General features: G+C 56.5%; 13 protein-coding genes. 8 read left to right on the plus strand and 5 right to left on the minus strand.

What is annotated here, in order from left to right:
* Nucleotides 1-68: 68 nt before the first annotated feature.
* Genes AADW23_RS08750 through terL form a run of 3 tightly spaced genes read left to right on the plus strand, consistent with a single transcriptional unit; the run spans nucleotide 69 to nucleotide 2,903 of the window.
* Complete coding sequence (locus tag AADW23_RS08750) at nucleotides 69-1,007, plus strand: site-specific DNA-methyltransferase (protein WP_341864122.1); 939 nt, start codon at nucleotides 69-71, stop codon at nucleotides 1,005-1,007.
* Nucleotides 994-1,428 (plus strand): DUF5681 domain-containing protein, encoded by a 435-nt coding sequence (locus AADW23_RS08755; RefSeq protein ID WP_341864123.1) that lies wholly within the window; start codon nucleotides 994-996, stop codon nucleotides 1,426-1,428. Before AADW23_RS08750 ends, AADW23_RS08755 begins: the two co-directional genes overlap by 14 nt.
* Nucleotides 1,425-2,903, plus strand: a complete 1,479-nt coding sequence (terL, locus tag AADW23_RS08760) for a phage terminase large subunit (RefSeq protein ID WP_341864124.1) — start codon at nucleotides 1,425-1,427, stop codon at nucleotides 2,901-2,903. The genes AADW23_RS08755 and terL overlap by 4 nt, the downstream gene beginning before the upstream one ends.
* 157 nt (nucleotides 2,904-3,060) lie before the next feature.
* Here terL and AADW23_RS08765 read toward each other — a convergent pair whose 3' ends face one another.
* Nucleotides 3,061-3,252 carry a hypothetical protein gene (locus AADW23_RS08765; protein WP_341864125.1) on the minus strand — a complete coding sequence of 64 codons (192 nt, stop codon included), beginning with the start codon at nucleotides 3,250-3,252 and terminating at the stop codon, nucleotides 3,061-3,063.
* Nucleotides 3,253-3,355: 103 nt separating this feature from the next.
* On the opposite strand from AADW23_RS08765, the gene AADW23_RS08770 reads away from it, so the two are divergent.
* From AADW23_RS08770 to AADW23_RS08780, 3 genes are all read left to right on the plus strand, one after another.
* On the plus strand, nucleotides 3,356-4,363 hold the full coding sequence (locus tag AADW23_RS08770) for a tyrosine-type recombinase/integrase (RefSeq protein WP_341864126.1): 1,008 nt from the start codon (nucleotides 3,356-3,358) through the stop codon (nucleotides 4,361-4,363).
* A 97-nt stretch (nucleotides 4,364-4,460) separates the two neighbouring features.
* The gene (locus AADW23_RS08775) at nucleotides 4,461-5,267 is read left to right on the plus strand and encodes a glycosyltransferase (RefSeq protein ID WP_341864127.1); all 807 of its coding nucleotides are present in this window, start codon (nucleotides 4,461-4,463) and stop codon (nucleotides 5,265-5,267) included.
* A 134-nt stretch (nucleotides 5,268-5,401) separates the two neighbouring features.
* Nucleotides 5,402-6,235, plus strand: coding sequence for a hypothetical protein (locus tag AADW23_RS08780; RefSeq protein ID WP_341864128.1), 834 nt, complete (start codon nucleotides 5,402-5,404; stop codon nucleotides 6,233-6,235).
* A 113-nt stretch (nucleotides 6,236-6,348) separates the two neighbouring features.
* On the opposite strand, the gene AADW23_RS08785 is transcribed toward AADW23_RS08780, so the two are convergent.
* The 3 genes from AADW23_RS08785 to AADW23_RS08795 form a co-directional block, all read right to left on the minus strand.
* Nucleotides 6,349-6,981 carry a tyrosine-type recombinase/integrase gene (locus AADW23_RS08785; RefSeq protein ID WP_341864129.1) on the minus strand — a complete coding sequence of 211 codons (633 nt, stop codon included), beginning with the start codon at nucleotides 6,979-6,981 and terminating at the stop codon, nucleotides 6,349-6,351.
* Between the two features lie 217 nt (nucleotides 6,982-7,198).
* A complete protein-coding gene (locus AADW23_RS08790) occupies nucleotides 7,199-7,552 on the minus strand; it encodes a CoA-binding protein (RefSeq protein WP_341864130.1) in 354 nt (117 codons plus the stop codon).
* Nucleotides 7,549-7,737: a hypothetical protein gene (locus AADW23_RS08795; RefSeq protein ID WP_341864131.1), complete on the minus strand. Its 189-nt coding sequence runs from the start codon at nucleotides 7,735-7,737 to the stop codon at nucleotides 7,549-7,551. The genes AADW23_RS08790 and AADW23_RS08795 overlap by 4 nt, the downstream gene beginning before the upstream one ends.
* Before the next feature lie 128 nt (nucleotides 7,738-7,865).
* Between AADW23_RS08795 and AADW23_RS08800 the strand changes: the two genes are divergently transcribed.
* Nucleotides 7,866-8,660, plus strand: a complete 795-nt coding sequence (locus AADW23_RS08800; RefSeq protein ID WP_341864308.1) for a ParB N-terminal domain-containing protein — start codon at nucleotides 7,866-7,868, stop codon at nucleotides 8,658-8,660.
* A 649-nt stretch (nucleotides 8,661-9,309) separates the two neighbouring features.
* Entirely contained in the window at nucleotides 9,310-9,945 is a 636-nt protein-coding gene (locus tag AADW23_RS08805; protein WP_341864132.1) for a recombinase family protein, read from the plus strand.
* 1,063 nt (nucleotides 9,946-11,008) lie between these two features.
* Here AADW23_RS08805 and AADW23_RS08810 read toward each other — a convergent pair.
* Nucleotides 11,009-12,577, minus strand: coding sequence for a 4-hydroxyphenylacetate 3-hydroxylase N-terminal domain-containing protein (locus tag AADW23_RS08810; protein ID WP_341864133.1), 1,569 nt, complete (start codon nucleotides 12,575-12,577; stop codon nucleotides 11,009-11,011).
* Between the last annotated feature and the right edge of the window lie 33 nt (nucleotides 12,578-12,610).

The following is a 12,610-nucleotide window of genomic DNA, read 5'->3' on the forward strand; positions in this document are numbered from 1 at the left end:
TGGGTCTCGGGGACGAACTCGACTTCGATCTCACCATCACCGGTTTCGAGACGGCAGAGATCGACCTCGTGATCGGCGAGGCCGGAACCTCCGACGCAACAGAGGCGGAAGCCGTGCCGGAACCGGATCTCGATGGCCAGGTGGTGACGCGTCGCGGGGACCTCTGGATCCTTGGGTCCCATCGCCTGTTCTGCGGAGATGCGCTTGAGCCGCTGAGCTATAACGCCGTGTTGGCTGGCGACGCCGCCCGCATGGTGTTCACCGGTCCACCCTACAACGTCCCGGTCAACGGGCACGTCCGCAGCGGCAATGCCGCACAGCACCGCGAGTTCGCCATGGCGTCCGGTGAGATGTCGGACGGTGAGTTCCGGGCGTTTCTCAAGGGCTTCATCGAGCGCGTGAAAGCCACGCTGCCCGATGGCGGCGTCGCGATGATCTGCATGGATTGGCGCCATGTCGAGGAACTGATCTCGGCCGGCAAGGGTTGCGGTCTCGAGCTCATCAACCTCTGTGTCTGGAACAAGACCAACGGTGGGATGGGTAGCCTCTATCGTTCCAAGCACGAGTTGGTCTGCGTGTTCCGCAAGCCGGGAGCCTCCCATGTCAACAACGTGGAATTGGGCAAACACGGCCGCAATCGAACCAATGTCTGGGATTATGCCGGAGTGAACAGCTTCGGCAAGGGCCGGGCCGCAGACCTTGTCGATCACCCGACGGTGAAACCGACAGCGCTCGTAGCCGACGCCATTATGGACGTGTCCCATCGCGGCGATATCGTGCTTGATTGCTTCGGTGGCTCCGGCTCGACCTTGCTCGCCGCCGAGAAGACCGGGCGGCGGGCGTGCCTGATCGAACTTGACCCGGCCTATGTCGATGTTGCCATCCGCCGATGGCAGGAAGCGACCGGCAAGGCCGCCGTGCACGCGAGCTCGGGGGAGACCTTCGAGATCAAGTCGCGCACCGCGCAATCCGAACACACGGAGGAGGGGAGCGATGTCGATGCGTGACGATGATGATCGCGACTACGAGGTCGGCTATGGCCGGCCTCCGAAGGCCACGCGGTTCAAGAAAGGCCGGTCGGGGAACCCCAAGGGGCGTCCCATCGAAGCGAAAGGGATGAACGCCAGCCTCAGACGCGAACTCGAAGCGATGATCACGGTCACCGAAGGGCAGAAGACCAAGAAGATCTCAAAGGCAGAGGCGGCCGCGAAGCGGCTGGTCGCGAAGGCCCTCGGCGGGGACGTGAAGACGCTGTTGAAGCTGATCGAGCTCGACCCGCAGCTCTTCGGTGGCAGCGCTGACGCGACCGCAGCGGGGTGCGAGCCGCAGCTCGAGCCTGTCGACTTGGACATGCTGCAGCACTTCTTCACGGCGCAACAAGTGAGCACGCGCCAAGGTGATGACGCGGAAGGGGAGGAGCCGGCATGACGGCTCCCAGCCCGCAACAGTTGCACGCGGGCGCCATTGCGCTCGCGCGGGACCAATTCTTCTACTTCGTCTGGCGGGTTTTTGGCACGCTTCATCCAGGTCGCGAAGGGGATTTCGTGCCTGGCTGGCATGTCCAGGCCATGTGCCACGAGCTCGACGACGTCCGCATCGGGGCAAACCAGCGGCTGGTGATCAACGTGCCGCCACGGCACCTGAAGTCGATCACGGTCTCTGTCGCCTTCGTGGCCTTCGTGCTCGGGCACAGCCCTTCCTCGAAGATCATTGTCGCCAGCTACGGCCTCGATCTGGCGCGGAAACACTCCGACGATTGCCGTCGCGTGATGCAGTCCGACTGGTACCGCGAGATGTTCCCCGGGACCCGTCTCGGCGGTCGAGGTAACACCGTGGACGAGATCCGCACGACCCGGGGAGGGAGCCGTAAGGCCGTGTCGATCGGGGGCGCGGTCACCGGGCACGGCGCAGATTACATCATCATCGACGACCTGATGAAGGCCGGGGATGCCGGCTCCGAGGCCGAGTTGTTGCGGGCGCAGGAATACATCGAGGGCTCGCTGCTGTCGCGGTTCGACAATCCTTCCGAAGGACGGGTCGTGATGATCGCGCAGCGCCTCCATGAGCTTGACCCGCCGGGCTACCTGCTGGGAAAAGGTGGATACCGTCATCTGAACCTGCCCGCGATCGCGGAGGATGACCAGAGGATCGCCATTGGGAAGGGACAACACCGCGGTCGCAAGAAGGGAGAACCTCTGTTCGCGGAGCGCTTTGGGCTGGACGTTCTGGAACGAATGCGTCGGGAGATGGGGGCCGCAGTCTTCAACTGTCAGTACCAGCAGAATCCCGTGGCCCCCGACGGTTCTCCGCTGCGGTGGGAGTGGTTTGGCACCTACGACGAGACCCTGCCGCGTCACGCCTATGAAATGGTGGCTCAAAGCTGGGACACTGGCACTTCAGCCGATCCTCGCTCGGACTATTCGGTTTGCACCACCTGGGGCCTCCGGGAGCGCAAGTGGTGGCTCCTGAACGTGTTTCGGGACCGCCTCGACTACCCGGACCTTAAACGGACTTGCCTACGGCTCGGGGAGGAGTGGGAGGCAGACGTCGTGTTGATCGAGGATGCCGTGACTGGCCGTCCGCTGATCCACGAGTGCTTCGAGCAGAACCGATCGCGCTTTCGGCGCGTCACGCCAGAGCACGACAAGGAGACCCGGTTCCGCGCAGCGTGTGATCCTGTGTCGGAGGGTGCCGTCCTGCTACCCCAGGAAGCGCCGTGGCTGGACGACTTCCGGCGCGAACTCCTTGCGTTCCCTCGCGCCCGTTACGACGACCAGGTCGATAGCTTCAGCCAGATGATGAATTGGACCAAGAGCACTGGCTTCTGGCGCAAGCTCGGGAGGGACCACCCGCTCGCCCGCGAAAAGGCCGCCCGACTGGAGGCGATGCGTCGCCGACGGTAACGGGCGTGCTCGATGGGGTAGTATTCCCTAAAGGCCGCCCTTCTCAATGTAAGGGGTTTAAGAAGTAATAGAGGCGGAGAACTGCCGTTCGCTGCAAGCGCAAGATAGCCAAAAAGAACGTATTAACATTACCACCAAGTCGCGGATCAATGATCATCTAGTTGCTTTTGTAGGCACTTCGCAGATCACCTTTTGCAGAGTGCGATTCAAAAGATTTGACCCGCTGTTCAATGCCACTTACGTCACGAAATGCATCGACCGCTAGGTCAGTTGCGCCGTAGCGAGCAACGTACTCGAGCAGTGCATTTTCTAATTTTTCGACCCGACTCAAATCATCATCTTTCGACATACTGGTACCCATATTTTCGATGAGGAATGTATAGGAGCAATGTATTAACGATTGATTAATGCCCATCCTTGCAGCGTCCATACATCTACGGAGGAGGGGCCAAATGACTACCGTGTTTGATCGTGAGTTTGAGAGAGCAGAAGTGCTGACAGTTTTGACAAGCCAGTCCGAACAAAAGCGCCAAGCGATTATAGAGGAGTATGAGCGTCGTTCGTTGGAAGCTTTCGCTCCGGAGACGCTCAGAAATCTGAGGCAAATTAAAAGGGCTTTCTCGGAGTGGTGCAGTGAGCGGGGCTATGAGGCTACCCCACCTGTCCAACCACAGATTGTCGCTGAGTACATCGAAGCGATGGGTGGCAATTTGAGCGCGAATACGATTGCAACCCGCCTCTGGGCGATCAGCGAGCACCACCGGTCACTTTTTCTTCCGTCGCCGTGCCGCCATAGGCTTGTTGAGCTCGCGCTAAAGTCCGTGAAGAGAAAGTATGGTGCTTTTACGCGACAGGCGCCCCCACTTGCAAAAGCAGAAGTGCTAAAGGTGGTCGCCGCTTTGGGAACGAGCAGGCAGGAATTGCGCGATCGAGCCTTGATCTGGGCCGCTTCTGATACATGGTGCCGGGTTTCAGAACTTGTAGCGTTCAAAGTGCGCGATCTAGAACGTCAAGATGACGGTTCGAGTCTACTATTTGTGAGGCGTTCGAAGACAGATCAGTTTGCAAAAGGGGACTACGCTTTCCTATCCAAAGGAGCATCAAATGCCGTTCTAAAGTGGATCGAAGTGGCAGAGCTGAAGACCGATGACCCCATTTTCACCAAGTCACAATGCCATGCAATTCGGAAGCCGTTGTCTCCGGCAACTGTATCTCGGATTATGAAACGTCGTTTTGATCGCAAGGATGTGTCGTCGCACAGTATGCGTGTAGGGGGCGTCCACGACGCTTTTCGATTAAATTGCAGTCTTTCATCCATCATGGTGGCCGGCCGCTGGCGATCTCCGGAGATGCCGGCCCGATATGGACGCCGAATTCTTGCCAGCCAATCTGCTGCGGCGCAGGTTGCAGAGGCGTTTGAGCAAGAGGCTGCGATGGCTGACGGAAGTCACAACGGTTGAGTTCATAGACAGATAAGGAGACAGTTGTGCAGACGCGAACCAAGTATCGCCTCGGGCGGCACTTGGCTTGCGGAGCATTTTGAAAGGTTTGGCAGCCATGCCGGAAGTTCTAGGTATCTTACGTTTCTCTATGGTTCTTAAGACCAATAGAGGGTTCCCTGCATTGGTGGATCAGTCTTACGAGGACCGGTGCGAACTCATCTTTGCAAAGGAGCGCATGGAGCAACGACTGCACCTGCTTCAAACGCTTCTTTTTCCCTCGCTGCGAGCACAGACTGATTTCGATTTTCGCCTTGCAGTTTTGATCACGACGAACATTCCTGTACCATATTTACGTCAACTCAAACGGCTGCTTAGCGGCTTCCCACAAGCCTTTATTGTTCCGGTGCCACCCAGTCGAATGCTTCGGTTCGGATGTAAAGTAGCAATGGAAACGGCGATTTCCCCGGATGCAGGAAGGTGGGCGACATTCAGGATTGACGATGATGATGCGCTCGCGGCTGATTATATAGCCAGAGTTCGGTCGCACCTAAAAAAAGTCAATGAGACCTCCGCACTTACTTTCAACAGGGGAGTAGAATACTCGCTGCAGAAAGATTCTGAGGGCGTAATGACAGTCGATGGTCGTCCCTTCTCAGGTGCGGGACTTGCGCTACTAGCAATTGATGACCTGGCCGCAGCTAGATTCCCCACGGTCTACCAGTTGGGACCACATCGCCATGTCGCACAGCATCTTCCCACCATTCGCGATAGAGGCGGCCCCGCGTTTCTGAGGCTCCTTCACGAAAGCAATGTAAGTAACGCGACATCAAGGCCGAATGCTCGAAAATTAACTGAAGACGAAAAGATTGACCTAATGGGCCACCGCTTTCCTACGATCAACCTCGACAACATCGAGTGCTGAGTTGAAACGAAACCACGCGAGAGAAGGCCGCGGACACTCAATGGAAGTTGCGTATTCCCCGAAGTTTTGATTGACCCGATTTCTGACGTCGCCGTGTTGACTGTTCGGTGCCAATTGAGCGTTAGACATGGTGCATGGACCGGTTGAGTGTGCGTGGCATTGATTTGAAAGGCAGAAAATTGGCGGCAAAATCGCTTTGCGTCATTACCAATCATAAGACCGGGACAGTTTGGCTCAGACGGGTGTTTCAAGCGGTTGCGCGCACTCAAGGAAAGCAACTGCACCTTGCACAGCGCCCTGAAGATGCTGACAGAATACGGGCGTTGATTGAAGATGGAACGTGTTTTCTATTCGCCGGAAATGGCGTTCGACCGAAGGTGTTGGATGATTGTGAAACGATACGATTTGTTTTCTCGGTGCGTGATCCCCGAGATGTCTTACTTTCCGGATTAAATTACCACCTACTGCACTCTCCCACGCCGAAATCGCCCGAAGCAATCATTCACACCCCGAGAGATCGCTTTGGTGGGTTAACCTATCAACAGAAGCTTCGGAGTTTGCCTGATCGGCTCGCTCAGCTTCGTTTCGAAATGACCCACATCCACAGTCGTACCGTGAAGAAAATGCTGGCCTGGGACTACTCCGACCATCGGAACATCGAGTGGCGATACGAAGACATGATGAACGATGTGGAAATGATACGGTTTGCACGAATGCTCCAGCAACTAGGATACGAGGCAAAAGCTATAGAGGACATGAGTGTAGCTTTTCGAGAAGAGAGCCTTTTCGGAAGTAGATCCAGAACAGCGCAGTCGTCACAGCACATTTTGTCTGGTCAATTGCACCGTTGGAAATCGGAACTCCCTTATGAATTTGCACAGTTGTACGCAAAGCAGTTCGGGCACGCGCTGGTAGGACTGGGATATGAAGTTGACCAGACTTGGGTAGAGCGCCTACGCGAAACATGATCAGGCTTAGCGTTACTGAGAACAAACGTTCAATTGGATGAGCCGCATTGCAGCAATGGTGACTCTAACGAACGTCTGGTTTGGGCCGATCGAGACGGACCGGCCCTTGGCACCTAGATCTCTACCGACTCTGCGATCGCGAGCGCATCCTCAAGTTCGACGCCGAGGTATCGCACGGTGCTGTCCATCTTTGTGTGGCCAAGCAACAGCTGAACTGCTCTAAGATTGCCCGTCTTCCGATAAATCTCCGCAACCTTTGTGCGACGCATGGAATGGGTGCCGTAGGCGCTGGGCTCGAGACCGATGGAGGCCACCCAGTCCCGGACAAGGCGAGCATACTGCCGCGTCGAAATGTGCAGCCGTTCGTGGAATCTTCCCGGCCACAGATGCTCCGACCCAATCATGAGCGGGGATTCAAGCCAGGCTTCGATTGCTTTCCGGGTCCCTTCGGTAATCTCAAAGCTCACGGGCCTGCTTGTCTTACTCTGGACAATCGTAGCGCGGTGCCTGACCTGCCCCGCGGCGTAGATGTCGGCGACCTTGAGCCGCACCAGGTCGCAGCCACGCAACTTGCTATCGATGGCGAGATTGAAGAGCGCCAGTTCTCGGGTCCGATGGGCAATCTCCAATCGGACCCGGATCGCCCAGACATGCTTCGGTCGCAGCGGACGTTTCTGGCCGACGATGCGCCCTTTGTTCCAAGCGGGACGGCAGGCACGGATTGCTGGTAGGTTGGCGGTAGACATAGCGGTTCCTCCAATCCACCGGTCCCGCCACGTCTTCGGCGTTTCGCCGACGGCCAACTTTACAATCGATCTGCGGCTAAAGTCGGCTTCGAGCCCATCCTGTGAATTCAGTTTTCCCGCTGCTTGCGCACGCAACACCTGAAATGCTGCATGCGCGTCAAATTCGATGCCGCCGGGCAGCGGACAGGCCGGTCATTCATGCTAACCGCAGCGAGTATCAGACGCCGAATTCACAGGATGCGGGTCGCAACGGGTTTGAACTGCGGGTGGAGACCGCCCCACCTGCACCCATCGAAGAGAGTTCAGCCACTGTATCAATCGTGCGTTCGCGAGATACGGCGATCAGGGCGGCGTCCGGAGGTTCGGGCAGATCGGCAAGGCTTGGCACGCATGTAATGCCTGCTAGTTGCTCGTATTTCGGATGCACGACCCAGATGTCCCCGTCAAAGCCGGATTTGCGGGTCGCGTTGATACAGTCTTCGACTGCCTTGCCGCCCACAAAGGCAATGTGGCGCGGCTTCAGGAGCCGTTTCAGGTTTTCGCGACGCGCGCTGGAGGTGGTGTCTTTCATCCCCTGAACTCCATGATCTCAAGGCCCCGGGGGATGCGTTTGTCAGGGTCAAAGAACGGCAGCGCGTGCAGGGCGAGCGGATGCTCTTTCCCGTCTCGGCCCTTCACGGTGAAGGTATTGGCCGCCATTGCCTCGGGCGTGTCGAAGAGGACATAGCCGAGGGGAGCCAATTGGGTGTGCAGCATCAGAGTGTGCATTTTGCACAAGCCGGATTGCGCCTGACTTACCGCCAAACCACATATCAAACCATGAGAATACCATGCAACAACAATGCACTAAGCGCCCAGCAACCATGCGGGTGAGCCTCGAAGGCATGCGGACGAACACGGACACTTTCCAGTTCAGGCATTTTCCCTACGATCAGCACCATGTGGATGCCCTCGTGAAGGCCTTGAAGACAGCAGGAGAGCTAGACCCGATGACACTTTGGCGGGACCCGCATACTAATGAGTTAGTGATCGTTGACGGTCACCACAGGTTTGAGGCCTACAGGCAGGCGGGACATCGCAGACAAGTGCGAGCGCGGGTCCACGAATGCAGTGTCGAACAGGCTCAACTGCTGGCCCTGAAAGAGAACGGCAAGACACGGTTGCCGCTTACCCACGCGGAGCGGTCCGACGCGGCGTGGGCATTGGTCTGTCTCGGGCCGGAGGTCCACAGCCGAAGCGCCGTCAGCAAGGCAACTGGCGTGGCTGATGGGACCGTTGCCACCATGCGAAGGACCCGCATAGCGTTGCTGGAGCGTGACCCCGAAGATGACCTCCCCCGGCGCTGGTGGGAAGCGCGAGCGGCCCTGAAGGACATAGGGCGCAGGGAATACACTGACGAGGAGCGGGACGAGATGATCGAGGCGAAGGCGGCTCAGTTGGATGAGCAGATCGGAGCCAAGTTGGGCTTTATGGTGTCGAACCAAATCGAGGCAGCGTGTGGCGTGGTAGCAGGCAGACTGGGCAGACAAGGCCTAGCATATCTATTCGAGTACCACATCCGCGATGAGCTTCGCGACGTCGTCGATCCATACGGGCGGTTATACGACGGCACCGATGAGGCTTGGGAGGCAGATGACGAGAAGGGTGAGAAAGACGACAGGAATGAGTACGACTTCTAAATTCCTAGCACCACCTACCCAATGGGAGCCGGCCCTTTTTACAGCACAAACATCTGAGTGCTTTACCTTAGGGAGCGGAGAATCGTTTCGTCCCCACGGGGGGGGGGGGGGATGCTTGTGGAAGCTGAAGCAAGCAGAAGCTGGGGCGGCTGAGCCAGCACTAGCAAGGGGTATAGCCAGCCGCCCTGCAATTCCTACTGAGAGCGTCCCTCTGCCCTAATGATGGAGGCAGGTGTCAGGTATAGCCGGATGCGACCACAGCACAGCAGTAGCTCGTCGCCCCAAGGAGCGCGTAGTCGCTCAAGTTCCCAGCGGCAGAGCGTGATGGTGTCGTGTTGTATGTAGACGCGTCCAATGAGGGGGATGGTGAGGTGGATAAGGTCGGTCATAGTCGCGTGTCCTTTGGACAGTGGATACACGCAAGGTCTTGTTATCGTTGCCAGTACGCATGGATCGCCTTGCCTTCAGCTATACCCCAGTGTGAGGATGCATGACAAGGTGCCACGGCTCCAGTGTTAGCGAGTGTCCGTTAAGGCATGGCCTAACGTACAGTCTGATTGCTACTCAACTGTGTGTACGTAAGGGTTGCTTTGGGTCAACGTACATGTCACATATCGGACAATACCCTTACGTACACCTTGGAGATACCATGTCACAGACAATCCTTTACGCTGGCGTCAGCACTGCAGAGCAGAACCTAGAGCACCAACGCACCCAAGCTGAGGCTGCAGGCTTCGATATCGACGAGGTGATAGCCGACCATGCGACGTCAGGTGTGACCACTAAGCTAGCGGAACGGGCTGAGGGACGCCGCCTCTTCGACAAGCTGAGGGAGGGGGACGTGTTGGTGGTACGGTGGGTTGATCGGCTGGGCCGCGACTACAAGGACGTCACGGATGCCATTCGTGAGTTCATGCGACGGGGAGTGATCGTCCGTACCGTCATCAACAACATGACGTTTGATGGAGCTACTAAGGACCCTATGCAGGAGGCCGTGAGAGACGCTCTCATCGCCTTCATGGCTACGACAGCACAGGCTCAAGCCGAGGCCACTAAGGAAGCTCAGAGGGCCGGGATAGAGGCCGTTAAGCAGGACCCCAAGAAGTATCGAGGGAAGAAGCCCAGCTATGACGCCCAGCAGCTTAAGATTGTGTCGACGATGCTTGCCGACGGTGCTGGAGCGACAGCGATAGCGAACGCTTCTGGTTTGACTAGGCAGACGGTGCTGAGAGTGCGTGCTGATCCAGCAGCAGCGCAAGCTGCTGTAGAGCGGTGGGAACGCTGACTTCGCCGTCTGCCTTTGCAATTTGTCCTAGCACGCTCATTTTGCCGCTCTAGCAGTTGACGCTACTCGCGAAGGAACTGGGTTGTAGAGTTAACTGCAATCCGTGAGGTTATCTGCCCCCTTAGTTGTAGTTGCGTTGGCCAAGGATTGCTGACAGCTTGCCCAGTAAGCAGTTAAGTTAAGGCCTGTCTATGTTATTCTTGCCGCCCAGTGAACTTTGGTATCTCACGGTGGCACGGCTGACCGTCGGATTTGATGACAACCGAATTGGCGTTGGAACAGGTTTCTTCGTCTATGATGAGAAGGGCTACGTCCTCGTGACTGCCCGTCACGTAGTCGATGCGCAATATAGCCCGAGGACTAGCTTGGGGCAGGCGAAGATCAATCAAATGGACATCTCCTTCCAATGTGCGGTTAATCCGGGGTCGCCTGAAGCGAGTATTGGATACATGAGGCTAAGGGTATCTGAACCCGACCCCAACGGCTTCTACAATCCGCGTCGTCGCCACTCAGCATTGGGTTGGAAAAGCCCCGTCGCATTCGAAAGGAAAGTGGCTTAAACGAGCACTGGGGGCGGCACGAAAGCGCGACAGGTCCACCTCGGTGCCGGCAGCTCTGATCGCGACGATGCCGCGATGCGGAGAACGGAAGCTTCGAGCTCATACCGACCAATGCTGCGCCGGGTCTGAATGGACGCTAATTGCGCGAAACCGACATTGTGAAGATCAAGGTTGGCCGCCGTTGGCGAGCTGAAATGACACCATACCGCTGCCTCGGCGCTCCGGGCATTTCTGCAGGTTGCAGTATCTGGCCGAGAGGAAATTTACAGAAAACAGACACTGGCACGAAGGGAGTTTTGGGCAGGATCCGTTACACTTTCGGACGGCGTGTTTCAGGAACCTGGGTCGGCTTCAGCCAAGTTGAACGAAACCGAATCCATGTGCGCCTTCCGCGAGACGAGATGCGAGGCGCATGATCAGCTCCGGTTTGAACGCTTCTGGTTCGGACGGTCCTCGCGGTATAGGCCGCCTCCGGTTGAGAGGCGGCCCCGCGTTTCAGAACCTCAGCCCAAGCTTTGGGTCATACCCCGTCCGACAAGGTTGATGTCATCAGGGTTGATCAAGTCGTTACCGGTCCAACCGGACAAGTCGTAGTCGCCCATACACTGCGCCACGAATGCTTGCATATTGCTCAGATCACCATTGGCGGTTGCGGTCAAAAGTGTCTCGATCCGTACGTTTTCATAGTTACCGGCATAGTTGCGTTCATAAAGCTCGTGACGACCACCGAATTCAGTTCCGATTGCATCCCAAAGCAGCTTCAATAGCTTCACCCGGTCAATCGCGGCATAACCATTCGATCCACGAACGAAGCGATCAAGGTAAGGCCGTATCGCGTCGCTTTCGAAGTCTGCTGCCGACGATGGTAGATAGATCAGACCTGACGCCACATGCCGTTCGATCAGCTCTTTGATGCGACCGTATGCCATTGGGGCAAACACGCGATAGGCCAAGCCGACATTGGTGTTTGGCAAATTGAAGCCGTCTGTGCCTTCCCAAGGAATTGGCGATTTCACCATTGCATCAGACAAACCGTGGAACAAATTACGCCAGGCAAGTACTTCACCCACCGCAGTTTGCACCCCACGGAAATCCTTCGATCCGGTGGCTTCTACCGCCATCGAGAACAGCCCAGCGATAAAGTCCAACTTGACCGATAAGCGGGTTAAACCATGAAGGGTGAAGCGTGGAACAAACCCGGATGCTGGGAAGAAGCTGTTGATTTTTTCCACGTCGCCATAAACGAACACGTTTTCCCAAGGCACCAACACCTTGTCGAACACCAGAATTGAATCGTTTTCATCCATGCGCGATGACAGAGGATAATCAAACGGAGATCCCGTTGCAGCGGCATTGAATTCATACGACGACCGGGCAATCAGTTTGACACCTTCAGCATCCATAGGAGCCGTGAAGATAAGGGCAAATTCCTTGTCTTTCACAGGAATACCGTAATGCGCGATAAAGTTATAGTGTGTCAAAGCTGACCCCGTGGCGACCACTTTGGCACCGGATACGATCAAGCCTTTGTCGGTTTCTTTTTCGACATGCATAAACACATCGCGGACGTCTTCGATTGCTCTGTCTCGGTCGATTGGCGGGTTCACGATCGCATGGTTCCAGTAATCCAGCCGGTTTTGGGTTTTCCCATACCAAGCCAATGCGTTATCGGCATACTCCCCATAAAAGCTGGAATTTGCCCCAAGCGTGCCCAAAAAGGCTGCCTTGTAGTCAGGTGAACGCCCCATCCAGCCATACGAAACCTTCTGAAGCTCAGCGACCGCATCACGACTTTTGATCAGATCATCTGATGTGCGCGATCCAAGGAAAAACGGGTGTGTGATGTTATTGGTGCCATTGTCCGCCAACACACCGATTTCATGTTTTTTCTCGTGAAAGCGATCGTACCAACGGGCCACCATACGGGCAGAGTTGCGGAAGGCGGGGTGTTTGGTAACGTCTTTTACCCGCTCGCCATAAATATAGATCTCGCGGCTGTCCTGAATGCTCTCAAGAAATTCCTTACCTGTATAGGCTTCGGTTTTGCTTGCCGCTTCGTTGTCTTTGGGCATGGTTGTCTCCTCCGAATAAACTGAAACTCTCCG

Source organism: Gymnodinialimonas sp. 57CJ19, from assembly GCF_038396845.1.
Lineage (GTDB): Bacteria > Pseudomonadota > Alphaproteobacteria > Rhodobacterales > Rhodobacteraceae > Gymnodinialimonas.